The following is a 24,537-nucleotide window of genomic DNA, read 5'->3' on the forward strand; positions in this document are numbered from 1 at the left end:
AAATGATCTCCGCTGACCGGCGACACGGATGCCGTCGAGTGGTGGCTCGCTCAGCCGACCGCGTCCTCGCTGACGGGCGCGCGCGTGGCATCCGAGGTGCGGCTACGAGCCAACGGCGTGAGGCCGGCCATGAGGACGATGGCCGCGAGCGGGATCAGGTCAAGGTTGACCGAGATCAGGATGAAGAACACGAACACGAGCGCCGGGCTCCACCACTGCAGCTGCCTGGGCCGTACGGTCGCCATCATGGTCAGCAGGGCGAGCATGCCGAGTTGGAAAGCCATCGGCCCTGCGAGCTTGAGAGGGCCGGGCAGCGGGGCGGACTCGGCGAGGCTGGAGAACAGGTCGCCGAGGATGACCCAGACGAAGCAGCCTGCGCCGAACACTCCGGCAACCATGGCGGCATTGGCAGCGGTTCTCATCCGGATGGTGGCTGCCGGAACGAGGCTGCGCAGCACCACGACGAAGGCGCCGAGCAGAAGGAAGGAAGCGAGGAAGAACGCATGGCCGAGGTTCCAGGCCACCCCCGGGCCGTGGTCGCCGTCCATGCCGTCGATCAGCCGAAGCACGCCGTACAACAGCAGCAGAAGGGGAATGAGAACACAGAGCAGTCGAGTGGTGCGGGTTACCGATGTCATGCCCCTACGGTCGCTGCCTGGCCTGAGTACGGACCATCGGGACGATCCCCCAGCACACCCGGAAAGCCGCCTTAGGGGGTGGCCTGCTCAACGCCCGGGTCTTCCCGGAGGCGTGGGCGTTCACCAGTCGTTGCTGTCCCTCTTGGCGCTCCGGAAGGAGCCGTTGTCGCACCCAACTGGCAGAGTACCCGGCCATGGACACCTCCGAGTTCTGGACCATCGTCGATGCCGCTCGCTCGGCCAGCACGGCAGACAAGCCTTTCGCGGAAGCTCTGGTTGATGAGTTGGCTACACGAGCCAAGGACGACATCCTCCGCTACCAGGAACGCTTCGACGAGGTGCATGGAGCTGTGTACCGATGGGACGTTTGGGCAGCTGCCTACCTCATCGGCGGCGGCTGCTCGGACGACAGCTTCATGGACTTCCGCGCCGGCCTGATCGCGCTGGGCCGCGACTGGTATGAGAGGGCAGCGGCTTGCCCGGACAGTCTTGCTGAGCACCCGGCAGTGATCGCAGCCGCGGAGGGGCAGAACGACGAGGCTGTGTTCTACGAGGACGTCAACTACGCGGCCAGCGGCGCTTTCAAGCGCATCGCCGGAGACGAAGAGGACTTCTATGAGGCATGGGACAAGTACCGCGCCTCACGTGACAGTCCCGAACAAGGCTCTGAAGACATGGGCGAAGAATTCGACTTCGACGATCCCAACGAGATGCGACGCCGGCTTCCCCGGCTCGCCGCCCTCTATCTCCGCGACACCCCGCAGTGAGCAGCAACAACTTAGAATCGAAGCAGACCCGCCGCGTGAACGGAGGCTCATGACAGACCTCGCCAAGCAGCGGCTCCGCACCGCGATGTCCGCCCTCAGCGACGCCCTTCCTCACCACCTTCGTCGTCCTCCCCTTGGCTGGCCCAGTGTTCGGGCATGGGAAGTCGCACATGGAGTCCAGCCGCCTGGTCCCTACCGCACGTTCGTGGCCGAGGTCTCCAATGGCACGTTGGTAGGCCCATCAGCGGCTCCGGGACTGGCTGGCTGATCGTGGGTGGTGGTCTCGGCACCTCGAATGAGCACACCCACAGTGGGTCAAGACCGTGAGACGAAACTGCGTCGCCCAAAGGTCGACACCCGCGAATGCAGGGATGACGACGCGTCTACGAGCGCCGGCTCCGGACATGTGTCCATCAGGCGCCGGGTTCGTCCTTATCGGCGGAGACCGCTTGCCGGTGCGAGAGCGCGATGCGGCGCCGGACCGGGTCGACGTCCAGGATCTTGACCAGTAGAGCGTCACCGACGTGGACGGCGAGCTGCGGGTCGTCCGAGGACTTTTCCGCCAGTTCGGAGTTGTGCACCATTCCCTCGAAGCCGTTCTCCTTCTCTTCGATGCGTACGAACACGCCGTACGGCACGAGCTTGGTGACGCGGCCGACGATGGTCTGGCCGATCTGCCCGGCGAGCAGTGGCATCGGATCTTCGTGCAGGGCCTTGAGCGATAGTGACACGCGTTCGCGGATCGGGTCTACGTCGAGAATTTCGGCACTGATCTCCTGGCCGACGGCAACGACCTCGGAGGGGTGGTTGAAGGGGCGCCATGACAGCTCGGGGATGTTGATCACCGCCTCGAAGCCACCGATATCCACGAAAGTGACCAAGAAATCGGCGATCTGGGTCACCTTGCCGGTGACGATCTCACCTCGGTGAAGGGTCTTGAGGAACGCCCAATTCCGGTCGCTCGGTGTCGGCTCGGTCCGCCAGCGGGCCCGTACCACTCCATCGCTGTCAGGCATGACAGCAGTGCACACAGGGACGCGTTCAACGGCAGATACGGGCAGGAGCGCTGCAGCGTCGGCCTCGGCGACTTGAGCTGCCATCTCGGCGAATTCGCTCTCGTCAGCGACAGCACTGCGGATCCAACCGTCCTTGTCCTGCCAGACACACTCGACGAGGCCCTCGGTAGGGAGTGCGTCGAGGACCGCGTCGATGTCGGTGGACAAGTCCGGCCACACGGCAAGCCTGGCCCGTGGGGCGATCCCAGCACGAATCGTGTCGATGGTGTCGCGGGTGAGGCGGTGCCATCGTGAGGCGCCTTCGATGTATGTCTCTTCCAGGATTCCAGCGCGGCACGCGGCGACTGCCCAGCGCAGACCGGTCCAGAAGTCGTCGTCGCCCGGTCGTTGGACGCCTTCCGTGTCGACCTCCATGTCGTACGGGGATGCATTGATGCGTTCCGGGAACAGCCCGAGCGCGCGGGTCCGGGCCAGCGCATCCTCGCAGGAGCGGACGCTGCCGACGTAGAGGTACTGGTCCCATCCCACGTGTACCGCGAATGCGCCCTCCGCCTCCAGCCGGCACCAGGCACCACTGTCGCGCAGCATGGCCCGCACCAGCTCCAAACCGATATCGAGTGGCACCTCCGCTCCGTCGTAGAAGCCGGCCAAGCCAGTCGGGAAGAGCCCGTTCAGACCGAAGCCGTCCAACGGCCACTCGATGCCGAAGTGCGCGAGAGACGGGACCTGCGGCTCGCGCACGGCCAGGCGGTCGATGCCAGTGTCTGCGGCGAAGGACTCGACCGCTTGAAGATAGGCTTCCTCGACCTGGCCGTGGTCGCTGACCGTTTCCTCGGCATCGGTGTAGTGACCGTGGTCGTCACGGTCGGCAGGGTCGTACTTGGTGACGCGATAGACGTAGGGCAGCACATCCCTATGGTCCAGTACGGGTCGGATGCGGTTCAAGCAGGAAGAACGCCCTTGGCATCATGGGCTGGTGACCACATGGATGCGCTGTTACTGGGATGAGGAAGACATCTGGTTCTACTTTGAGGTCGACGCCGAAGGCTTGGTGACCCGGCAGATCGAACTCCAGGGTCCTGCATCGACCCCGATCGCGGCAGCTTCTCTCGAAGAATGGCAGCGGGCCCAGGACGCAGGCCGCCTCGATGAGTACGACAGCAGGTTCGGGATCACAGCCGAGCTTCCCGTCTCGGAATGGGAAGGCCACGACCCCGAGCAACTTACCTTCGAGGAGTTTGAGGAAGCCTGGGGACCTGCCCGTCAGCAGATCGCATTCCGCAGATCGCATTTCGGCCCCGCTGACCTCCCGGCCTGCTGAGGCCTTTTGGCGTCACCTCGACACGACCCCGACCCTCCCCCGCGCCGTCCGAGCCGCCGACACCACTCAACTTTTGAACCTGACCCAGGAGGCTGCCAAGCATGCCTTCAGTCAGCGGTTCCGGGCTGGGGCCGTAGGCATGCAGGTATCCCGGGTCAGCGCGTTTGATCAGGGTGCAGAAGAGCCCTGAAGGCTCTTTCATGTGGACGGTCACGTGAGCGTGACCGTCCACGCCGCACTGGGCCAGCTGCGAGACACAGATCAGAAAGCCTTGGCCTCCAGGTGATACAAAGTGTCGACCCAGAAGCCGCTCGTGGACTTGCCCCTGATCTCCAGCACGTACTGGCCGGGAGCCAGGGGCCCGATGCCGCCCCAGATACCCCAGGCGAAGCGACGCGTCAGCCCCGTCCGGAACGACGCCGAAAACTCCTGCAAAGCCAGCGGAAGACCGTTGAGGGATGCTGTGGCCTCAGCCACTGTCAGGGACTGAGGGACTTTCGAGTACGACCTGGTGTGCTGCATGTTGAGGACAGGGAAGAAGAGCGGCCGGTCGGAGGGGACCGCACAGCGCCGCACCACACGGCCACCGTAGGTGCCTGCGAGGAACCAGAGGTCGCTCGGCTGATTCCACGCAGCGTGTTCCCCAGTCAGGTCCCGGACCGGGCTGAGGTCATCCGGGGCGGACAGCGCCCACTTCCACCATCGGCCCGCGAGTTTCCCGCCCTCCTTGCTGCTTAGCTCCCACGTGCTGTCGATCGGTTCCGTACCGCTCATGATTCCCCTCCCTCGCACGGGCCCTGACCTTGGGCTCGTTTCGAACAAGCGGACATTACCTGGGGCGGATCCATGCCTCGACGGACCCCCGCACTGCAGACCTTGGTTCACCTACAGCTGTACCAACCGGTGCACGTCCAGGTGTCCGCCGACAACTGGTAATCCGCATCGTCTGCCCGGCCGTCCCGCCAGGAGCCCGTGGGCCGAGGAGGGGCCACCACCGCGATGACGACGGGGCTCGACACCGCGGCCTTCCCATCGAATTGCGCATGGGGCCGGTCAGGGGCTGTGCATCAGGTTGCGGAGGTTGGCGACGCGGGCTGCGACATCGCGGCCGTCTTGTTCCGGGGCCGCCACGTCGGGTGATTCCGGTTTCTGGTGGGCGGTGTGGCAGGGGGTGCAGAGGCCGTCGGGGAGTGCCTCGGCTGGGCCGGGGCGGCCGCATTCGGTGCACTCGACCAGGAGGCTGTGTACGGGGGTGCCGGGCGGGCCGGGTGTGGGTGCGGTGGGCAGGTGAGGCGGCATTTTTTTGGTGAGGCGGCGATACGTCAGGCCGACGGGAGAATCGACCTGGGCGGGGAGCCCGGCCGTCAGCGCCGAGGTCAGGTACTCGGTGCTGACGCCGCGTGCGAGCCAGGCGGCGGCGAGGGGTTCCAGGGTGGCGCAGTCGGCGGCGGAGAGCGCCAGGCGGGGTTCGCGGCGCCCGAGTTCGGCCAGGGCGCGGTAGGCGGGGGAGGGGTCCGTAGCAGCGGGAGGGCCGGATGCGACCGGCCCAGGCTTGTGCGGCGTCTGGGATACCTGCGGGTTCGGGGCGTTCGGGCTGGAGGGGGCGGCAGCGTCCTCTTCCAGGGGCCTCTCCGCGGTGCGTTGCCGGGGTACGAACGGTTCGGGCCCGGGGGCTGCGCCGGGTGCGGTTGCCTGCTCCGGCGCGGCAGCTCTGCCTGCGAGGTGGGTGGCCCACCATTCGTTGTCGTGGGCGGTGCGTGACCAGTAGGTGACCGTTACCCAGCGGCACTGGTCGTCCCGCTTCACGCGGCAGCGTACGCGGCGCAGGTGTCCGGCGACGGCGAGGGCGCGCAGGGCGGTACCGATGCCCATCTGGCCGTACAGGGGCAGGTCTTGGGCGAGAGACTTGATGTCCATGGCGGCGCCTTCGGGGAGGCGGTCGATGTATCCGGCGACGTACCGCTCACGCTCCGGCAGAAAGGCGAAGTCGTCCACGCCGGGCTGGCTTTGGCTAGGGACGGACTGCTTGCCGTAGCCGGCGGGGGCCATGCGGGGCGAGCGTGGGGCTGCGGGGGCGGGGAGGGTGGAGCTAGGCTGCTGAGTAGCCACGAGATCGTCTTTCTTTGGGTGTTCGATCTTGGGTGAGACCCCGGCCGGTGCTGAGTACACCGCGTCGGGGTCGATTCGTTGAGGGCACCGTAAGCAGCCGCGACCCTCCGCCACAACTCGCTCACGATTAGTCATACTTGCTGGCCGTGGCGGGGTGGGGAGGGAGGGAGGTTTTCCCCAACCACCCCTATCTACCTCCCGGTTGAACAACACCGCTCGAATCTCGGAGCTCGGTTCTCGACCCTCGAATCCCGAAGCTCAAGCGTCGGTCCGTATGCCTCTCACGGTCCCCTGAAAGAGTGACGAAGCGGTGGGCGACGCTCGAATCCCGAGACTCGGGAGCCGAGCTTCGGGGCGCTGCTCAGATCCCGTAAAACTCGGCATCCCCGACCGGGTGAGGCCCCACCTTCCGGCTCCCCTTTTAGTCCCCTATGGTGGCCGACCCGGCGCGCCACACAGGCATGAAGATGGGAACATCATGAGTTGCGAACCAGACCCAGCCGTCCTCTACCCGGACGTGGCCGCCCACGGCAGCCTCGCCGCAGCACTCCAAGCCGCAGCCGCCGACCAAGGCATGTCCCTTCCCCTGGCCGTCACCCCGTCCGATCCACTGCGCCATGCCACGTTCACCAGTGTCGTCCCGCATCGCCATGCGTCCTACATTGCAGCGCGGCATCACGAGCGAAGCTGGTCCATCGGGGGCTCGTCCAACAACAGGACCATGATCTGCGGCAATACCAAGGACATACGTGCACTTCCCCACGTGATCCGCGGCTGGGCAGAGGGGGCCAGCCTCGACGAGATCAGGCAGGCCGCGACCTTCGACCTCCTGACCGGACGTTTCGAGGTTCCCGACAACAACCCCGTCGACGTCATCGCCTCAGAGTGGCAGTGGCTGCTGAAGGACGCCGATCACACCGACTGGCCGCAGTACCAGGCGCTCATCCAGTCCGCCCATGCCGAACCGAAGCTCCGCAGGCTCTACCCCTTCACGAGCCACTGGGCACTGAGCTTCTCCAACACGCCCGACTACCCGTTCTCCCCGTCCTTCGTCTCGATCAACTCACCCGTGGGAACCGGCGACTACACCATCAGGGAGCGGTGGAACCGCCCAGCCCTGCACCACGTCACCACCGCGGCCGAAGCGATCGCCATCGCCGTCGGCCGGATCCCTGCCGACCTGCTCCAGACGTCGCCTGAGAACCCTGCACAAGACTCCTGAGAGCGACACCGGCGACCGGGAAGGAAAGGATCGGGACGCCAACTCTCCCTCGACCGTGTCGGCTTCACCCGACTCCTGCACGAGGCCGCCGTCGGCGACACCATCAGCATCGCCGACGCTGCCCGCCTCTTCCGCTCGGTTGCCGACATCCTCGCCCTGCGGCCGGTGCTGATCCGTCGCGGCCTGCACCTGCGAGTCGAGTCCGGCCTGCTGTCCGGCGTCGACCTCGCCTCCGACGACCCCGGCACCAAGATGATGGTGAACGTCCTCGCCGCCGTGCTGGAGTTCCAGCGCGACATGATCTCGGAGAACACCCGCGAAGGCGTCGCCGCCGCCGAAGCCGCCGGCCCCGCCGAGCGCAAGGCCGACCGGGTCTACGCCACCCGCATCACAGCCGCGACGACCGCCCCCTGATCATCAGGGGCTTACCGCTAACCACGGTCTGATTGATCCCCGAAGCCGCATACAGACCCCCGTCAGTCCAACAGGCCCGATGTCGTTCCCCGCGTGGGCCAGGACCGCGCCGCACACGCATGGGTGAACGTCGGGACGACCCGACCTCGCTGCGCGTACGCTGTGGAAGCGTACGTGCACGCTCAGTGCTGATTCCGTGGTCACGGGGTAGGTCGGCGCGGCAAGGTCAGAAGCGGTACGGCGGGGCGGGTGCACGCGAAAGGTGGCCGACGGTGGCCTACGAGAACACGGACGACGACACTGCGGAAACGGTGGCGGGAGGAACGGGCGCGGGAGCCTGCGCCGAGCCCGGGGGGTCGGACAGTCTCCGCACCTTCGGTGCGTTCGTTCAGGCATTGCGGGAGCACGCGGGCTTCTCGCGTGAGGAGTTCGGCGAACAGGTGCGTTTCTCCAAGCACACGGTCGCCTCGATCGAGCAGGGCCGCCGGATGCCGGACCGCGACTTCGTGGAACGCGCGGAGGCAGCGCTGGGGAACACCGGCGCCCTACGAAAAGCGGCGCCCCATCTCACGCGGCAGGTGGGGCTGGCTAGTTGGTTCCGGCAGTGGGCTTGTCTGGAGGCGCATGCGGTGACCCTGTGGACCTACGAGTGCCGAGTGATTCCCGGCCTGCTCCAGACCGAGCGGTACGCGCGAGCCGTGACTGAAAGCGTGCCGCCCGTGAAGGACGAGGATCAGGTGGCCAAGCAAGTGGCGGCTCGGATGGAGCGCCAGCAACTGTTCGAGCGCAGGCCGCCGATCGCGTTCAGCTTCATCATCGAGCAGGCACTTGTCGAGCGCGGCACGGGAGGGCCCGACGTGATGAGGGAGTTGATCGACAGCCTCCTGGAGCGGTCGTTGAAGTTCAACGTCGAGCTGCAGATCATGCCGCGACATCAGCCGGATCACGCGGGGTTCGACGGACCGTTGAGGCTTCTCGAAGCGCAGGACAACAAGTGGTTCGGCTACGCGGAAGGGCAGCGTGGCGGCATGCTGATCTTGGACCCGAAGGAGGTCAGCATCATGTTCCAGCGGTATGCGAGACTGCGCTCACAGGCTCTTAACTCCGAGGATTCCAGGAGCCTGCTGAAGCGACTTCGAGGAGCGCTATGAGCAGCATCGACGAACGGGCTTGGTTCAAGAGCAGCTACAGCGGTTCCGACGGTGACGACTGCGTCGAGGTGGCGAAGGGTACGCAGGCGATCCACGTCCGGGACTCCAAGGACCAGCGGAGCCCCGAACTCGCCCTCTCCCGCACCGCGTGGAGCGACTTCATCACCTACGCCGCGCAGGGCTGACCTTCACGGCGAACGCCCGTACCGGATATGTCCGGTACGGGCGTTCGCCGTTCACTGGGCCCTGTTCCCCTCCCGTGACATTGGTTTCTCGCTCTCAGGCTTGGCGGGCGGAGGACGCGAGGCGATCGGCGAGCGCGATGACCAGGTCGCGCAGTTCATCGGGGCGCTCGATGATGAACGGCCGGTCGAGTGAGGCGAGCACCGGAGGCAACCAGTCGAGCCGCTCCGCCCGTAGCTCGACGCGTAGCCAGCGCTTGGCCGCCCGATCCCGACCTGCCGCCGGTTCGTGCTCCTCCAGACTCGCGACGCTGGCGGGAAGGTGGGCGCGGATCTGCTCAACCGTCCCGTGGATCCGCAAGGTCACCTCATGTTGGTACTCAGCCGTGGCGAACCCTGACAACACGCGCTGTGCCGGACTGGGACCCACGGGCGTTTCGAACGAGCCGGGCAGGGTCCTCGCATCGGCGATGCGATCGAGCCGGAAGGTTCGGTCCTCGCCGATCCGGGCGGCCTTGCCCGTGACGTACCACCGGCCCGCATGGGCGACGATCCCGTACGCGTGCAGTGTGCGTTCGCTGCGCCGTCCGTCGCGGTCGGTGTAGCGGATCGAGACCGGCCGGCGGTGGCGCACCGCATCGGCGAGGGTGAGCAGGACCCCAGCGTCCGGAGTGGCGAACTCACCGGGCAGATCCGTGAAGGCGAGAGTCTCCAGGAGTAGGTCGAGCCTACGGGCGACGTGCTGGGGCAGCACCCGTCGGATCTTCGCCGATGCCGTCTCGTTTGCCGTGCGGTCCGTCGTCGCCCACCCGGCTCGGCGGCCGGCGACCAGGCCGAGCAACACGGCCAGCGCCTCGTCCTCGCTGAACATGAGCGGAGGCAAGCGGTAGCCGGGGGCGAGCCGGTACCCGCCGTAGCGGCCGCGCACCGATTCCACGGGCACGTCGATGTCGATCAGCTGGTCCACATACCGCCGCACGGTGCGCCCTTCGACGCCGAGCCGGTCGGCGAGTTCCGCCACCGTCCGGGTGCCGCCCGACTGCAGCAGTTCCAGGAGTGTCAGCACGCGGCCAGTGGGTCGAGGCATACGCACAATCTAACGCGAATACAGGACCGATTCTGTCCACTATTTCTCCTAGCCTGCGACGTGCACGCCTCCAGCACAGCCAAGGAGATCCCATGGACTTCGTCTCGATCCGCATCATCACCAGCGACGTAGCGCGCCTCGTCGAGTTCTACGAGCGAGCCACCGGGGCGCGGGCGACGTGGGCCACCGAAGACTTCGCCGAACTCAGGACCGCGAACGCAACCCTCGCGATCGCCGGCACCCGCACGGTCCCGCTGTTCGCCCCGGGCTCCGCCCGCCCGGCGGACAACCACAGCGTGATCACCGAGTTCCTCGTCGACGACGTGGACCGTGTTCGCCAGAACCTGGCCGGGTTCGTCACCGACTTCGTCACCGAGCCCACCACGATGCCCTGGGGCAACCGGTCGCTGCTGTTCCGCGACCCCGACGGCAACCTCATCAACTTCTTCACTCCCGTCACCCCCGCAGCCATCGAGAAGTTCGCACGTTGACACCACGCACGGCCGCTCACGCACGGCCGCTCACGCACGGCCGCTCACGCACGGCCGCTCACGCACGGCCGCTCACGCACGGCCGCTCACGCACGGCCGCTCACGCGGGGACCCCGAGATCCCAGGGCTCCCGATGAACGCGGCCGTCGCCGATTCCGGGAACGCCATCAGCAGGGGACATCGGGACGCACCGCTGCCCTTCGAAGGACGCCTGCGCTTGTGCCCCGGATCGCCGCCGGACGCCGGCGCCGTGCCGTTCGCCGAACCCCGGCCCACGCTCCCGAACTCTCGAAGATCTTGTGAGAAGCATGTCTGAACCATGTGAATTGTGACCGGGGCGTACCCGCGCCGTCCCGCGCCCACCTCAGGTGTGTCATGGCCTCGTAACTGCACTTCCCGGGGATCGCCGCATCGGTCAGGCTGATGATCAACCAAGTACGCAGCCCGGCCGGAATGACCAACCGGTCGCACCATCACGACCAGCAGGGGGAGTCCCGCCATGCTTCGCAATCACCGCCGCAAGACCGTCCTCGCCGCCGCAGCCCTGATGGCCTCGACCCTGCTGCTCACGGCCTGCGAGGACGGGGACGCGGAGAGCAGCAGCACGTCGAACGGGTCCTCGGCCGCAGCCTCGGCCTCGACATCGGCCACCGAAGGGAAGTCCGGCGACGGTGAGAACGGCACCGACGGCACCAACGCGGCGTCGAGCAAGGGATCGAACGGCACATCGGGCAGCAAGGGACTGACCGGCACCTGGGGTGGCACGGTGTCCTACCTGGCCCCGGGCAAGTACACCGTCACGGACAAGAGCAGCGGTACCGAGCGCGCGTTCTTCACCGCCGAGGACACCGATATCGAGGGCGCGGGCAAGATCTGCGGTGACGCGGACGGCCAGGCCGCCACACCGTGCAGTGAGAAGCAGCTCGAAGCCGCGGCCAAGAAGGGCTTCGGGGCAACGGTCAAGCTCAAGGACGGCATCGCCGTCAGCATCATCGAGGACCACACCAGCAGCAACACGGGTGGCGACGGTGCATCGGGGAGCAACAAGGCGTCCGGCTCCTTCTCCGGGAAGCTCGGCTACCTGGCCCCGGGCAAGTACACCGTCGCGAGCGGCGGTACCGAGCGGGCGTTCTTCACCGCCGAGGACACCGATATCGAGGGCGCGGGCAAGATCTGTGGTGACGCGGACGGCCAGGCCGCCACACCGTGCAGCGAGGAGCAGCTCGAAGCCGCGGCGAAGAAGGGCAGCGTCACCGCCACCGTCACGATCAAGGACGGCGTGGCCGTCAGCATCATCGAGGACCACCAGTGATACTCGCCGACCCGAGGGGGCGTTGAGTCCCGCCGGTCAAGGGGCGGAAAAGGGGCCCGGTACCGCGAACACGTCGCGGTGCCGGGCTTGTTGCTGTCAGAGCAGGTGGTCGGCCCGGCCGGCCTTGATGGCGCGGATCAGTTGCTGGAGTGCTTCACGGCTGTCGGTCAGGAAGTGCTCCTCCGCGCCCGCGACGGCGATGTAGCTGTTGCCCTGTTCATCGGTTCCGAACCGGTAGCAGGAGTTCCCCTCGCCGCAGAACGAGTCTTCCCAGTGGATGTCCGGCATCGGTCATCTCCTCAGAGTTGGCGTGCGATGTCGTGGATGAATTCCCGTGATGCGGCCGATGACAGCGCTATGTCCTCCATCCATTCCAACTGAGCTCGGTATTTGGCCAGTTGATCATCCGCGTGTACGAACTCGGGCCCGTGCGAGGTGTCGATCTGTACGGTGTCGAGTTGCGGCACCGCGCCTTGTGCGTACAGGACGGTCTGTCCCGCACCGGGAAACGCTCCGGCGTCGAAGGGGATGACCAGCAACGTCACATGCGCCTGCTCGGACTTCTCCAGCAGGTGATCGAGCTGGGCGCGCGCCACCGCTCGGCCGCCGAACCGCATCCGGAGCGCCGCCTCGTGGATCACGGCCACGTAGTCCGGCGCCGTGGCGCTCTCCAGGAGGTGCTGCCGTTCCACCCGATGGGCCAGGCGGAGGGCCACCTCGTGTTCCGGGAGTGCGGGGACGACGACGCGGAAGACCGCGAGGGCGTGGTCGCTCGTCTGGAGGATGCCCGGAATGTGGACCGAGTGGGCCGTCCGCATCCGCAGGGCATGGGCCTCCAACTCGGCGATGTCCAGAAGTCCGTCGGGCAGGGAGCCCCGGTAACGTTCCCACCACCCGCGCCGGGCGGGCCTCACCATGCCGGCCAGTGCCTCGACGTATGCCTGGTCCTGGCAGCCGCAGCCGTGGGCGAGGGTGCGCAGGCGGTCCTCGCTGATGGCCCGGATGCCCTGTTCGATGTTGGAGAGCCGCGAGCGGTCCACTCCGAGGAGCCGTGCCGCGGCCTCGGCGGAGAGTTCGGCGGCCACGCGTATCTTCCGGACCTCGCTTCCCAGCCGCTTCTGTCGTTCGGTCGGGGCGGTTCGCGACGCCATGTCAGTCCTTCCGTGGCCCTCTTGGTGAAGTCTGCCGTGCGGAAGGGGATCGATTGGCGCAAGGGACAACTTTTCGGGAAGGGGTGGCCAAATTGACCCTTCATCGCCTACATTCGGTGATGCACTGCTCACGCAGCGGCGACGAGCCGGAAGTGCATCGCGCGGTTCCGCCCGCAGTCTCCTTCCCTGGGAGGGGCGGGCCGCGTCAGGGAGACAAGCCACTGCTCGTCCGCGACGCGAGAGCCACTCGTGCGTGCCCAAGCGAAAGAGAGAAGAGTTCAACGTGCCGCCCTCGCCCGGGGAGTCAGACCATGCACCCATCTCCGCTCACCGCGCTCTGCCCGGCCGTGGCCCCGGCGCAGACGTCGGGCCCGCACTCGTCCCCGGAGGCGCATCTGCTTCCTGAGGGCCGTTCCTGGCACAGGCTCAGCATGGGCGTCACGCCCGCAGACACCCCTGTGGTCCGCGCTTCGGCCGTACGGTGACCGCTGCTGCCCCGGAGGTGCGCGGTCTCGACCGGCGCGCCTGACACTCGATTACTTCGGCTGCCGCCGTGACGATGCTCACATGAGGCCGTCCTTCCGAGGAAGCGCCGCCCCGTCCCTGACGGGGCGTTCGCCGTTTCCGAGGGGGCGGCCTTTCGTCGCGTTCGGGTGTCGGCGCCCTGAGCCCCTCGTCGTCACAGGGCCGGGATCCTGCCGGATCGGCGCGCGGCGCGCCTGCCCGAGGGCAATCCCGGGGTCCCCGTCCGGAAGGTGCCGGGCGCTTATGTTGGCTTCGCGGCCGGACGCCGTGTCGCGGTCGTCCGGGGTGACGAGACCGCCCCGGCCCGCACCTTGACCAGCGGAGGTCGGACGTGAAGCTCGGTCTGCACTACTGGAACTACTCGAAACCAGCCGACCCCGCGCTCATCGCCCCCACCCTCGCCGACTCGGCGCGGATCGCCGACGAGTCCGGGGTCGCGTCCTTCACGCTCATGGACCACTACTTCCAGATGGAGACCCCGCTCAGTGAGCCCGACGAGCCGATGCTGGAGGGGTACACCGCACTCGGCTATGTGGCGGCGGTCACCGAGCGTATGACCCTCGGGCTCATGGTCACGGGTGTCATGTACCGGTATCCGGGACTGCTGGCGAAGATCGTCACCACCCTCGATGTGCTGTCCGGAGGGCGGGCCAGGCTCGGACTCGGCGCCTCCTGGTACGAACGGGAACAGTACGGACTCGGCGTACCGGTGGTCCCGGTGAGCGAGCGGTTCGAACGTCTGGAGGAGACGATTCGGATCTGCCTGCAGATGTGGAGCGACGACAACGGCCCGTTCCGGGGCCGTCATTACCAGCTCGCCGAGACGCTCTGCGTACCCGAGCCGATCGGTGAACGGCCGCCGATCATGATCGGCGGCGGGGGTGAGAAGAAGACCCTGCTGCTGGCCGCCCGCTACGGCGACGCCTGCAATGTGTTCGCCACCGACCAGGACGAGGTGGCCCACAAGCTCCGTGTGCTGCGCGCCCACTGCACCGCGGAGGGCCGGGACTACGACGCGATCGCGAAGACCGTGCTGTACAACGGCTCGGTGCTGGACAACCCCGACCGTTTCCTCGCCGACGCCGATGCCTATGCGGGCCTGGGCGTCGACGAGATCCAGGTCCTGCCGGACCGGCACCCGGTCAGCTTCACCCACCAGCTCGGCGAACGCATCCTTCCCCGGCTCGCCGCGGTCGGGTGACCGGGCGTGCACGCCTCAGACGCCGGTGGTCCCGTCGACGATCTCCCGGATCACGTCCAGATGGCCGTTGTGCCGGGCGGTCTCCTCGATCAGGTGCAGGACGATCCAGCGCAGATCCGGGTGCCGGCCCTCCAGACGCGGGCGCTTGGCCGGTGTGTCCAGGCTGTGGGCGGCGACCAGTTCGCGGTAACGGGTGGTCCGTTCCTCGTACTCCGACAGCACATCGGCGAGCGGCATGTCCACCGCGATGCGCATCTCCCGGTCGGGGTCCTCCTCCGTCCACGGCCCCTCGTCCTCACCGCCGAGGAAGACCACCTCGAACCAGTAGTACTCGACCCAGCTCAGGTGGTTGATCAGCCCGGAGACCGTCATCAGGGGCGATCCGGGCAGCGGGGCGCGGCGGGCATTGTCCGGCGAGATGCCCTCGCACTTCGCGCGGGCGGTGTCGCGTGCGTAGTCGAGGAAGGTGGCCAACTGGGTGCGCTCGTCCCATGCGGGAGGCGAATCGGTGCGTGTCATCCGTATACACGATGGGTGAGGTCATTCGTCCTGTCCATTTCATTTCCGGGACCTCTGGCCCCGTCCAATGGGGTCCACTCCTGGGCCCGGGGGCCCACGCCCGGGCGGACGGGGCTCATTACGCTCGACCGTGACCCGATCGTGAGCACCACCGACCCGGCGCCCTCACCGGCGCCTGTCCGGCATGCCCGGTGCCATGACGGGCACTCATGCCGGTCACGGCACCCGATGCACGTGGATCAGCACGCTCCACCCGTAATTCGTTCCCTGGGGTGATCTGTTGATGAACAACGGTTTCTTCTACTCGTACCACCTCGGCTGGAGCCGTCCGGATGCCGAGTCGCTCATCGGTGATCTCGACGCGGCGGGACTGCGGCTCGGTCATCCGATCACGCGGAAGGTCACCCTCCTCGGCCCGGGACGGGACCCGCTGGGCAGCTCTTCGTCGGTGACCAGGGAACAGCTCGTCCTCCTGGCCGGCCTGCAACGGGTCGACAGCGTCGACTTCGCGCTGTGGATGGGGAGCGGGTCCGCCGTTCCCGCGCGCGTGCGGCGGACAGCGGACGGAGTCGTTGCGCTCGAGTTCGGTTTCGGATGGCTGACGGACGGCGAACAGGAGGTGGCCGAGTGGGCGATCAGGGAAGCGATCGGGCGGCCCTCCGTGCTCTGCATCGGCTTCGTCGTCGACCGCGAGGGCGCCTCCGCCGCAACCGACTGGAGCGGCGTCGTCGCCAATGGGACGACCTGCTTCGACAGTTGGCCGGACACGCTCGCGGTACGGGAGGAAATTGCGGAGGTCCAACCGCAGTTGGCCGGGGTGTCGTTCTTCGAGGAGTCGCCGTGGATGCTGTTCGGGAGCGAGGTACCTCAGCCGGTAACGCAGGACGGCCGCCTTCCCCGGAGCAGCTGAACTTGCGGCAGTGCGTGCGGCGCCTGGGCGCCGTTCCGGGGACTGAGCACTGAAGGTTGAAGTCGGAGAGGCTGACGGAGAGTTCCGTGCTGTATATCGTCGTCAAGCGTCGGGGCGATCGTCGAGGTCAACGGGGAACTCCGGGCGGCCGGGGCACTGGAGCCGCTCCCGGAACCGTTCGACCGGGAAAGGCTCTGACCGCCCACGCCCGCAGGTCCCCAGGGGGCAATGCACGGGTGCGGGGCCGGATTCCGGGTCCGGATGCGCAGCCGGCCGGACCCCGAGGGTCGTCCCGCAACAGCCCTCAGCGCACGTAGTGATAGCCGTTGCCCTGGGACGGGTCGTTGAGAAGGTAGATGCCGCCCGCATTGCCGATGTAGAGCGTTCCCGCCTTGATCGAGTAGCACATGCCGTTGGATTTGGCCTTGTCCACCGCGGCCTCGGTGACGTCGATGGTGCTGCCGCCGTTCTTGACGCCGCCGAGCCGGCCCACCGCCTCGCAGTGCCCCATGCCCACCATGTCGGTGATGAAGCGGACGGCCTTCTCGCCCGGCTCCGCACGGGAGACGATGATGCGGGCGGGCAGGTTCCAGGCCTGGCCGTCGTAGTTCCACTCCCCGAGGAAGTACGAGGGGACCGCGTTGCCGTCGGACGAGCCGGAACCGGAACCGGAGCCTGAGCTCGTACTGCCGCTGCTGCCGCCCGAGGAGGACGAGCTGCCGGAGGAGGATGAGCCGCCGGTGGAGGACGAACCGCTGGTGGAGGACGAGCCGCCGGAGGAAGAAGAGCCGCCGGAGGAGCCGGCGGGGACTTGGCCCGCATCGGAGCCGGTGGACGGCTTGCCGTCGCTCCCGTTGCTCCCGTCCTTGCCGTCGCGCCCGTCCTTGCCTCCCGTCGGGGAGGACGTCGCGTGTGCCGTGGGGCTGGCGGACGCCGAGCCGCCCGGGGTGCCGGACGGGCTGCCGGATTCGATCGCCGCCGGGCTGCCCGGCTCGGCCGGTCCGGTGGCGTGGGTGTCGCTCCTGTCCGTCCAGGGATGGATCACCGCGACGGTGCCGCCGCCGACGACGATCACGCCGACCACCGGAAGCACGACGAACCAGTTGCGTCTGCGTGCCGGACGTTCCCGGGGCTCGGGCTTCTCCGTGGGCTCCTCGGGCGCGTGGCCTTCTGGGTCGGGCTGCTCGCTCCGTGGGCGGAGGCCGACCGTCGTCCGGTCGCGGGGTTCCTCGCGCAGCGGCATCGCGTCCACGTCGAGCAACTGTGCGGCGTGGTCGGCGAGATGAGCGAGGAGCTCCGGTGGCAGCCAGGCGCCGCCGGTGAGCAGGGCCTTGGTGCTCCGGTCCTGTTCGTGGAGGGCCGCCACATCCGGCCGTTCGTCCACGTCCTTCGTGAGACAACGGGTGATCAGGGCGCGGAGGGCGTCGTCCCGCACCCGCTCCAGCACGGGTTCTTCCACCACCGCGTGGTAGTTGATGGCGTGCTGGTTCGTCACCCCGTGCCCGAAGGCCAGTTGACCGGTCGCCGCGTACGTCAGGACACAGCCCAACGAGAACACATCGCTCTTCGGCCCGAGTTCCTGCCCCCTGATCTGCTCGGGCGACATGAAACCGGGGGAGCCGATGGCCACGCCCGTGCTCGTCAGCAGCGACTCGATCGAGGTTTCCAGGGCGCGGGCGATGCCGAAGTCGATGACCTTGGGGCCCTTGACCGTGAGCATGACGTTCGAGGGCTTGAGGTCGCGGTGGACGATCCCCGCCGCGTGAATGTCCTCCAGCGCCTTCAGCAGGCCGTCGGCCAGCGCGCGCACGGAGGCGTCGGGCAACGGGCCGAAGTGGCGCACGGCCTGTTCGAGGGTGAGCCCGGGTACGTAACCGGTGGCGACCCAGGGCACCTGCGCCTCGGTGTCCGCGTCGAGGACGGGTGCCGTGTACCGCGCGTCGACGCGCTGGGCAGCATCGATCTCGCGGCGGAAGCGGGCCCGGAACTGCGGGTCGGAGACATGCTCCTCGTGCACCACCTTCACGGCGACGGTGCGTCCGCCCTCCGACCGGGCGAGGTACACGCGGCCCATGCCGCCCGCGCCGAGTCTGCCGAGGAGCAGATACGGGCCGATGCGCTGCGGGTCGGTGGCGGTGAGCGGGCTCAGACTCCCGACCGTGGCGTGGGGCGCTTCGTCGCGGCCGTCGTCCGGCCTGTCGTCCGTCCCGCCGTCCTGTCCGCCGGACTCGCCTGTCGCCATGCTGTGGGGCCCTCCAGTCGTCCCGCCCGATGGGCGGTGTCCCGTTCCCGAATCCGGCGTCCGCCGGTGCTGCTTCAGGTGCCTTTCGCATGGAGGGGGACGTGCGGGACCCGTGCCTTGGTTTCGTCAACCATGCTGCTGTGCAGGCGTGTTGGACGTCAAGGAGGACCTCTCCGGTCAGAGCCATCCCCGCATGGCCGCGAACCCGGCCAGCAGCCCCACCGCGAACAGCCCGAGCACGACGGCGAACAGGGCCGGCATCACCACCGGCCCCCACGCCCCCGGGCCCGCCACCGTGGCGTGCTTCGACGGGGCCGCCGGGTCGTAGCTGACCCGGACCGGCGCCCCGACCTCGAAGCCGAACGGGCCCGGGGCATGGTCGGTGAACTCGATCTCGCGGCCGTCACGGGTACGGAAGGCGAAGACGTACTCGGTGACGTAACTCCGGTCCATACCCGCACCCCGATCGACGGTCCTGCGGTCCGCGCACCGCCCCTCGGCGCGTTCGCCGTGCCGGACCAGCCGCAGCACCCGGTGCAGGCGCAGCGCCGACCGGACGGCGAACGCGCCGAGCAGAAGGCCGAAGAGAAGCAGGAACGTGGCCGTGCCGCCGGGCATGACCTGCATGAACGCGCGCCCCCGATCCGCTACTTGACCGTGATCGAGTCGACGAACGCGTCGAGGTCCTGGCGGCTCAGCGAGCCCTTCACTGCATTGATCCGGACCAGGAACGGCACATCCTTCGAGTCCACACCCGCCACCAGGACTCCGGTCATCCGGGTGCCCTGTGCCGGGGTCTGTTCCCTGCCGTTCGACGTGAACTCGTAGTCGATCCTGCGCGCGTCACGGGCGCTCTCCGCACCCGCGAGCCGCACATCCGAGGTCTCCTTGCGGGTCGCCCCGAGGCCGATGCCCGCGCCCGCCGCGGCGGCCGCCTCAGCGGCGTCGTCCACGCCCGTGGCGAAGTCGAGCTGCACCGAGACCATGCCGGTGCGCAGCCCGCCCTCCTCCTTCAGCGCGACGGCGGCGTTGGCCTTGGCCCGGTCGGCCGCGGACTGTTCCTTGTAGCCCTTGCTCGCGGGGTAGCCCACGGAGAGGCTGCTGGTGTCGAGCCTGTCCCAGCCGTCCGGGAGCGCGGCGGCGGAGTCGCCGCCGCAGCCGGTGAGCAGGGCGAGGCCGAGGGTGGCGGCCACCGTGGTGCCGATCGCCCGCCGGGACTTCTTCCTCGTCGTCATCGTCTCCCGCCTCGTCGTCGTGCGTGGTCTCCGTCGGGCGCGGCCCTGTCGTCCCCGCCTTCCCTGCCGGCGAGGCTACTTGGCGCAGTAGCTGTACGGGAGGTACGAGCGCTTGTCTCCCTGCGGAGCCCCGAGGAACTGCGCATCCGTCAGCGTCTCCTTCTTGTGCTCGTCCGAGATCGAGAATCCGAGGCTCATACCGAGCGAGATCTCGAAGCCGAACTCCTGGGCGTCCGTCTCACCGAGGTACTTCATGGTGCTCGACAGCCCGTCCTGGAACATCAGCTGGTCGAACGGGTCGGTTCCGGTCGGCTTCTGCTGCAGCGAGTGGTCGCCGAACATGTACTCGAACGGGGCGGTGTTGTTTCCGGAGCCGTCCAGCCACTGCTCGGCGATGGCCCGCTTGGCCTCGGTGGCCTGGTCCGTGTCCTTGCCGAAGACCAGCGAGTTCGTCTGGACCTCGATGCCGGTCTCGCCGGAGGAGTCGGTGCCGCTGATCTTGCCGCCGCGCTTGTCGCCGTCCTTCTTGCCGTTGTCGCCGCTGATGTCGCCCTTGTCGGAGGTCGAGCTGCCCTCGTAGGTCTGCGTCATGTCGATACGGACGATCTTGCCGGTCTTCTGGTCGCGGGTGACGGTGATCGCGCCGGTCCGGGTGTCCTTGGCCGCGGCCGTGCCGCCGAGCGGACCGGCGTTGCCGCCGACCTTGCCCTCCAGCTCCAGCTTGGCGGTGTATGTGTACGACTCGTTGCCGTTGACGTCGTCCTTGGTGATGGTCACCTCGGGGGAGAACTTGGCCTTGCCGCCGAGCTTGGCACCGAGCTTGGTCTCGTCGCCCGCACTGATCGAGAGACCGCCGTCCGCGTACGCGTTGAGACCGATGGTCGAGTAGGAGATCTTCTTGTCGCCGATCTTCTTCTCGATGTCCTCCTTCTTCTCGGCCCACTTCATCCCGGAGTACCAGCCGCCGCCGTAGCCGCCGCTGTACTTCGTGGAGGTCTCCCACATCTTCATTTCCTCGATGTCGTCCCGCATCTTCTTGGCGTCGTCCTCGCTCTTGAAGACCCAGGTGTCACCGTTGGTGATCTTGATGCCGCCGCCGATGTCCACATCCGCCTTGCCCAGCTTGCCGAGTTTGACGCCGGGGGTGCTGGCGGTGGCGCCGGCCGAGGCGGCGTCCGTGAACGTCATGTAGACCAGCTTGTCGTTCTCGTCGACCTTGCCGTCCTCGTTCACGTCCGTGTTGGCCTGGCTGACCTTCTGCTGGAAGCCGTACTCGTTGCCCCACTCGAACCAGCCGATCTTGACCTTGTCGCCGACGGTGTCCGAGACGCTGGAGACCTGGCACATCTTCGGCTCGTAGTCGGCGTCCGTCTTGGGCTTGGCGGTGGTGTCCCCGCCGCCGGTGGAGCAGCCGCCACCGCCGCCGCCCAGCGAACTGATCGCGCAGCGGATGCGTTCGCCGATCTGCCCGCCGACCCCGGCCATGGCCATCGCGCCGATCATCGTGACGACGAGGACGACGACCCCGAGGTACTCCATGGCGGTGGCCCCGCTGTCGCGCCAGGTGTACGGCTGGTACGGCGCGGGTGACCGCTCCTCGCGGTCGTCCAGCAGCCGGTCGACGGCCAGTCCCGCAGCCGCGCCGGTCGCCAGCGCGACGATGGGCATCAACGCGCCCTCGAAGCCCAGAAGATGCCAGGACACGGCGAAGCCGTAGACCAGCGCTGCCACCGGGAAGCCCAGCGCGGCCAGCAGTGTCAGCAGCGGGGACTCGCGCTGTTCGTCGGGCAGCACCCGGGCCGAGGCCAGGACCGTGAGCACGGTCGTGATGACGTTCGGCACATGCAGCAGCGCCAGGCGCCAGCCGAAGGACGTGAGCCGCTCGTCGGTGGCGAGCAGTTCGACGAGCCCGCGCGACACCAGATACCCGGCGGCGATGTAGACGAGGGCACCGGCCGCCCAGCTACGCGTCAGCGCGAAGAACACGCCACTGCGGGGCCCGGAACCACCCCCGCTCCTCGGCGGTATGTGGCCCGCGCTTCCGCTTCCCCAGCCCCCGCCACCCGTCACGGTTCTTCCTTCCCGACGCCCATGTTCCCTGCCTGTACCCGGAGTTCCACTTCCGGGTGCGGTCGTGAGCGTACGGCGGTACGAACCGACTGACCTGGGCCCTTGGCCCCAAAGTCGGGCCCAACGACGAACGGTGCCCGGCCCGGTCCGCGCGGGGGAGCGGACCGGGCCGGGCACCGGGGGAGGAGTGGCGCGGGTCAGTCCAGGTCAGTCCAGGTCGTCCGCGAACGTGCCCGCACGTTCGGCGACTTCCGGCCTCCGGACCCGCAGTACCGCGAAGCCGGCGACACCGACGACCAGTGCGCCGACGAACACGTACGGCAGCACGTTCAGCGGCGAGGCCGGGACGGGCCACAGGTTGCGGTAGAAGACGTAGACCATCGCGGCGGCGCCGATCAGCCCCAGCGTCCAGGTGACCATCAGCCCGCGGGCCCCGATCCGGCGTACGAACAGCGGCGCGGCCAGGCACACCAGGGTGTAGCTGAGCATGTAGCCGAAGACGCCGATGGTGTCGATGTACGACGTCGCGTTCAGCGGTGCGGTCCCGGCACCGACCACGAACACCGCGGGCAGCGCCACGAACGGGGCGACGGTCCAGATCGCCACGGACGGGGTCCGGTGGCGGGGGTGGGCGACACCGAGCCGGGCCGGCATGACGCCCTCGTTCGCCATCCCGAACAGCAGCCGGGCGGCGACGGTGATGCAGGCCATCACCACGGCCACGAACGATGCCGCGAAGCCCGCGTGCAGGAAGAACTTCAGGAAGCCGAGACCGGACATCTCCGCCAGTTCGTCCATCGGGTCGGAGCTCCTGCCCAGGGCGTCCGCCCCGCCGAACCCGGCGACCTGCGCGTACGTCGCGAACATGTAGAGCACCCCGGCCAGCACCGCACTGCCCATCACCGAGCGGGGGATTGCCTTGTACGGGTCGGTGGCCTCGGCCCCGAGCGAGGCGGCGCCCTCGAAACCGACGAAACCGAGCACACCCAGCACCACGGCGAAGACGACACCGTCGAGGGTGGAACCGCTCAGGCTCAGCTGATCGGTGTCGATGATGTTCCCGCTTTTGAAGAAGGCGGGGAGCAGCACCACGACGATCAGCACGATCGAGACGACCTCCAGCACGGAGGCGACCCGGGCAGCCGTGCGCACACTGGCGATCGTCAGCCGCATCGCGACGGCGGCCAGCAACAGGTCGAGCAGGATCTGCCCGGTGACACCGGTGAAGATCCCGATACCGATCTGGTCCAGGGCACGCGCCGTGTAGTACCCGGCGCCCGCCAGCGAACCCGAGCCGATGCACACCGCGCCGATGAGCAGGGCCCAGCCGGTCACGAAGGAGCCCGACGCCCCGAGCGAGAGCCGCGAGAAGGCGTACAGCGAACCGACGCCGGCGCGCCTGCGGGCGAAGACGCAGATGCAGTACGCGATGGCCAGGACGGCGGCCATGGCCAGGAAGAACGAGAACCAGGCGCCGTTGCCCGCGGACGCCGCCATGCTGGCGGGGGCGAACGCGATGACGGCGCTGGGCGCGACGTTCGCGACGCTCTGCGCACCGACCTCGAAGGTCGAGACGGAGCGGTGCGCCAGCCCGTCGGCCGGCTGCCCGGGCGCGGCCTGCTGTGCGTCGGTGCTCATGTCCGGTCCTCCATCATCAGCAGTTGACGCAGGGCGTGCCCGGCGGCGAGGTCCGCCAGCGCCGCGCCCGCCTCGTCCAGCGGACGCCGCGCCGAGATCATCGATTCCACGTCGAGTTCGCCCGACACCACGAGGTCCACCAGGGCCGGGATGTCCCGGGCGGCGTCCACCGAGCCGTAGTTGGAGCCGAGAATGCGCTGGTCCGCCTCGGCGAGCGCGAGGGGGTCGAAGCGCGCGGTGCGGCCGGTGGGCGGCAGACCGACGATGACGGCGGCGCCGCCCTGGCCGAGCGCCGCGATGGACTGCTCGGTGGTCTCGATCTTGCCGATGGCGTCGAAGACGTAGTCGAGGCCCTCCGGGACCAGGGTCCGCAGCGCCTCGACGACATCACCGTCACGCGCGTCCACGGTGTCCGTCGCGCCGAGCCGGCGGGCCAGCTCCAGCTTCTCGGGGACGACGTCGACGGCGACGATGCGGCCGGCCTGCGCCAGCCGGGCGCCCTGGACACAGGACAGGCCCACCCCGCCGCAGCCGATGACGGCGACGGTGGCCCCGGCCTCGACGCCCGCGGTGTTGCGGACCGCGCCGACACCGGTGGCGATGGCGCAGCCGACCAGGGCGATCACATCGAGAGGCGCGTCCTTGCGGACCTTGATCGCACCGGAGGCGGGTACGACGACACGCTCGGCGAACGAGGAGACACCCAGGTAGTGGTGGGCGCGCTCGCCGTCGACCGAGAGCCGGCTGGTTCCGTCGTACAGCACGCCGCCGGGGGCCACGACCTCGGCGACCAGGCTGCACGCGGCCGGGCGTCCGGCGAGGCAGAAGCGGCAGGCGCCGCAGGACGGCACCCAGGACAGCACGACGTGGTCGCCGGCTTCGAGGCCGGTGACGCCCTCACCGAGCGCGGTGACCACGCCGGAGCCCTCGTGTCCCAGCACGACTGGGGTGGGGTGGTCCCACTCGCCGCGGATGACGTGCAGGTCGGAGTGGCAGACGCCGGCCGCGGTGACGGCGACCTCCACCTCTCCGGGACCGGGCGGGGCCAGGGTGACGTCGGTGAGGGTCACCTCCTGCTCCGGGGAGCGGAAGACGACGCCGCGCACCGTGCGTGCGGTGTTCTCGTGGGGTGACGGGGAGCTCATGGGCTCACTCCTCGGGTGGTGCGGGAGGGGCGGGGAGGGGAGCGGGCAGCGCGGGGGTCACCGAAGGCCCTGCTCGACGCCTTGTTTAGCGCCATTAAACTTTCGTCAGAGTTTTACAGCACTAAACTCGATGGGTAAAGGCTTTTGTGACCTGCACTTCTCCCCGGGCACTGCCCATGACTTCCTCGACC

The 24,537-nt window shown here is 68.3% G+C and carries 24 protein-coding genes and 1 pseudogene; 11 read left to right on the forward strand and 14 right to left on the reverse strand.

What is annotated here, in order from left to right:
• Window positions 1-50 precede the first annotated feature (50 nt).
• Complete coding sequence (locus AB0L71_RS15350; protein WP_365242637.1) at window positions 51-638, reverse strand: hypothetical protein; 588 nt, start codon at window positions 636-638, stop codon at window positions 51-53.
• Between the two features lie 194 nt (window positions 639-832).
• Here AB0L71_RS15350 and AB0L71_RS15355 point away from each other — a divergent pair, with 194 nt between their 5' ends.
• Window positions 833-1,405 (forward strand): DUF4240 domain-containing protein, encoded by a 573-nt coding sequence (locus AB0L71_RS15355; RefSeq protein WP_365242638.1) that lies wholly within the window; start codon window positions 833-835, stop codon window positions 1,403-1,405.
• Window positions 1,406-1,818: 413 nt separating this feature from the next.
• Here the strand turns inward: AB0L71_RS15355 and AB0L71_RS15360 are convergent, their stop codons facing one another.
• Window positions 1,819-3,330: a S1 RNA-binding domain-containing protein gene (locus AB0L71_RS15360; RefSeq protein ID WP_365242640.1), complete on the reverse strand. Its 1,512-nt coding sequence runs from the start codon at window positions 3,328-3,330 to the stop codon at window positions 1,819-1,821.
• 79 nt (window positions 3,331-3,409) lie between these two features.
• Here AB0L71_RS15360 and AB0L71_RS15365 point away from each other — a divergent pair, with 79 nt between their 5' ends.
• A complete protein-coding gene (locus AB0L71_RS15365) occupies window positions 3,410-3,742 on the forward strand; it encodes a hypothetical protein (protein WP_365242931.1) in 333 nt (110 codons plus the stop codon).
• Window positions 3,743-4,003: 261 nt separating this feature from the next.
• Here the strand turns inward: AB0L71_RS15365 and AB0L71_RS15370 are convergent, their stop codons facing one another.
• Both AB0L71_RS15370 and AB0L71_RS15375 read right to left on the reverse strand, forming a co-directional pair.
• Complete coding sequence (locus AB0L71_RS15370; protein WP_365242642.1) at window positions 4,004-4,516, reverse strand: hypothetical protein; 513 nt, start codon at window positions 4,514-4,516, stop codon at window positions 4,004-4,006.
• 279 nt (window positions 4,517-4,795) lie between these two features.
• Window positions 4,796-5,791, reverse strand: a complete 996-nt coding sequence (locus tag AB0L71_RS15375; RefSeq protein ID WP_365242643.1) for a MarR family transcriptional regulator — start codon at window positions 5,789-5,791, stop codon at window positions 4,796-4,798.
• Between the two features lie 538 nt (window positions 5,792-6,329).
• Between AB0L71_RS15375 and AB0L71_RS15380 the strand changes: the two genes are divergently transcribed.
• The 4 genes and pseudogenes from AB0L71_RS15380 (at window position 6,330) to AB0L71_RS15395 (ending at window position 8,823) form a co-directional block, all read left to right on the forward strand.
• Window positions 6,330-7,073, forward strand: coding sequence for a DUF6193 family natural product biosynthesis protein (locus AB0L71_RS15380; RefSeq protein ID WP_365242645.1), 744 nt, complete (start codon window positions 6,330-6,332; stop codon window positions 7,071-7,073).
• A 36-nt stretch (window positions 7,074-7,109) separates the two neighbouring features.
• Window positions 7,110-7,487: pseudogene (locus tag AB0L71_RS15385) on the forward strand (recombinase family protein); the annotation flags it as partial.
• 311 nt (window positions 7,488-7,798) lie between these two features.
• Complete coding sequence (locus AB0L71_RS15390; protein WP_365242933.1) at window positions 7,799-8,638, forward strand: helix-turn-helix transcriptional regulator; 840 nt, start codon at window positions 7,799-7,801, stop codon at window positions 8,636-8,638.
• The gene (locus tag AB0L71_RS15395; RefSeq protein WP_365242647.1) at window positions 8,635-8,823 is read left to right on the forward strand and encodes a DUF397 domain-containing protein; all 189 of its coding nucleotides are present in this window, start codon (window positions 8,635-8,637) and stop codon (window positions 8,821-8,823) included. The genes AB0L71_RS15390 and AB0L71_RS15395 overlap by 4 nt, the downstream gene beginning before the upstream one ends.
• 94 nt (window positions 8,824-8,917) lie before the next feature.
• Here the strand turns inward: AB0L71_RS15395 and AB0L71_RS15400 are convergent, their stop codons facing one another.
• The gene (locus AB0L71_RS15400) at window positions 8,918-9,907 is read right to left on the reverse strand and encodes a YafY family protein (RefSeq protein ID WP_365242649.1); all 990 of its coding nucleotides are present in this window, start codon (window positions 9,905-9,907) and stop codon (window positions 8,918-8,920) included.
• 92 nt (window positions 9,908-9,999) lie between these two features.
• On the opposite strand from AB0L71_RS15400, the gene AB0L71_RS15405 reads away from it, so the two are divergent.
• Both AB0L71_RS15405 and AB0L71_RS15410 read left to right on the forward strand, forming a co-directional pair.
• Window positions 10,000-10,398 carry a VOC family protein gene (locus tag AB0L71_RS15405; protein WP_365242651.1) on the forward strand — a complete coding sequence of 133 codons (399 nt, stop codon included), beginning with the start codon at window positions 10,000-10,002 and terminating at the stop codon, window positions 10,396-10,398.
• A gap of 499 nt (window positions 10,399-10,897) precedes the next feature.
• Window positions 10,898-11,710: a hypothetical protein gene (locus AB0L71_RS15410; protein ID WP_365242653.1), complete on the forward strand. Its 813-nt coding sequence runs from the start codon at window positions 10,898-10,900 to the stop codon at window positions 11,708-11,710.
• Between the two features lie 96 nt (window positions 11,711-11,806).
• Here AB0L71_RS15410 and AB0L71_RS15415 read toward each other — a convergent pair whose 3' ends face one another.
• Both AB0L71_RS15415 and AB0L71_RS15420 read right to left on the reverse strand, forming a co-directional pair.
• A complete protein-coding gene (locus AB0L71_RS15415; RefSeq protein ID WP_365242655.1) occupies window positions 11,807-11,998 on the reverse strand; it encodes a hypothetical protein in 192 nt (63 codons plus the stop codon).
• 11 nt (window positions 11,999-12,009) lie between these two features.
• Complete coding sequence (locus tag AB0L71_RS15420) at window positions 12,010-12,861, reverse strand: helix-turn-helix transcriptional regulator (protein WP_365242657.1); 852 nt, start codon at window positions 12,859-12,861, stop codon at window positions 12,010-12,012.
• Between the two features lie 311 nt (window positions 12,862-13,172).
• On the opposite strand from AB0L71_RS15420, the gene AB0L71_RS15425 reads away from it, so the two are divergent.
• Together AB0L71_RS15425 and AB0L71_RS15430 are read left to right on the forward strand one after the other, a co-directional pair.
• Complete coding sequence (locus AB0L71_RS15425) at window positions 13,173-13,346, forward strand: hypothetical protein (protein ID WP_365242659.1); 174 nt, start codon at window positions 13,173-13,175, stop codon at window positions 13,344-13,346.
• A 425-nt stretch (window positions 13,347-13,771) separates the two neighbouring features.
• Window positions 13,772-14,587, forward strand: a complete 816-nt coding sequence (locus AB0L71_RS15430; protein WP_365242935.1) for an LLM class F420-dependent oxidoreductase — start codon at window positions 13,772-13,774, stop codon at window positions 14,585-14,587.
• 15 nt (window positions 14,588-14,602) lie between these two features.
• On the opposite strand, the gene AB0L71_RS15435 is transcribed toward AB0L71_RS15430, so the two are convergent.
• Window positions 14,603-15,106, reverse strand: coding sequence for a DinB family protein (locus tag AB0L71_RS15435; protein WP_365242661.1), 504 nt, complete (start codon window positions 15,104-15,106; stop codon window positions 14,603-14,605).
• Between the two features lie 283 nt (window positions 15,107-15,389).
• On the opposite strand from AB0L71_RS15435, the gene AB0L71_RS15440 reads away from it, so the two are divergent.
• The gene (locus AB0L71_RS15440; protein WP_365242663.1) at window positions 15,390-16,016 is read left to right on the forward strand and encodes a hypothetical protein; all 627 of its coding nucleotides are present in this window, start codon (window positions 15,390-15,392) and stop codon (window positions 16,014-16,016) included.
• A 304-nt stretch (window positions 16,017-16,320) separates the two neighbouring features.
• Here the strand turns inward: AB0L71_RS15440 and AB0L71_RS15445 are convergent, their stop codons facing one another.
• From AB0L71_RS15445 to AB0L71_RS15470, 6 genes are all read right to left on the reverse strand, one after another.
• Window positions 16,321-18,258 (reverse strand): serine/threonine-protein kinase, encoded by a 1,938-nt coding sequence (locus AB0L71_RS15445; protein ID WP_365242665.1) that lies wholly within the window; start codon window positions 18,256-18,258, stop codon window positions 16,321-16,323.
• A 177-nt stretch (window positions 18,259-18,435) separates the two neighbouring features.
• Window positions 18,436-18,885 (reverse strand): DUF3592 domain-containing protein, encoded by a 450-nt coding sequence (locus AB0L71_RS15450; RefSeq protein WP_365242667.1) that lies wholly within the window; start codon window positions 18,883-18,885, stop codon window positions 18,436-18,438.
• 20 nt (window positions 18,886-18,905) lie between these two features.
• A complete protein-coding gene (locus AB0L71_RS15455; RefSeq protein WP_365242669.1) occupies window positions 18,906-19,493 on the reverse strand; it encodes a hypothetical protein in 588 nt (195 codons plus the stop codon).
• Window positions 19,494-19,568: 75 nt separating this feature from the next.
• Window positions 19,569-21,563: a hypothetical protein gene (locus AB0L71_RS15460; RefSeq protein WP_365242671.1), complete on the reverse strand. Its 1,995-nt coding sequence runs from the start codon at window positions 21,561-21,563 to the stop codon at window positions 19,569-19,571.
• A gap of 207 nt (window positions 21,564-21,770) precedes the next feature.
• Window positions 21,771-23,201 (reverse strand): APC family permease, encoded by a 1,431-nt coding sequence (locus AB0L71_RS15465; RefSeq protein ID WP_365242673.1) that lies wholly within the window; start codon window positions 23,199-23,201, stop codon window positions 21,771-21,773.
• Window positions 23,198-24,346 (reverse strand): Zn-dependent alcohol dehydrogenase, encoded by a 1,149-nt coding sequence (locus tag AB0L71_RS15470; protein WP_365242675.1) that lies wholly within the window; start codon window positions 24,344-24,346, stop codon window positions 23,198-23,200. The genes AB0L71_RS15465 and AB0L71_RS15470 overlap by 4 nt, the downstream gene beginning before the upstream one ends.
• Window positions 24,347-24,537 lie beyond the last annotated feature (191 nt).

Source organism: Streptomyces sp. NPDC052052, assembly GCF_040680455.1.
GTDB lineage: Bacteria > Actinomycetota > Actinomycetes > Streptomycetales > Streptomycetaceae > Streptomyces.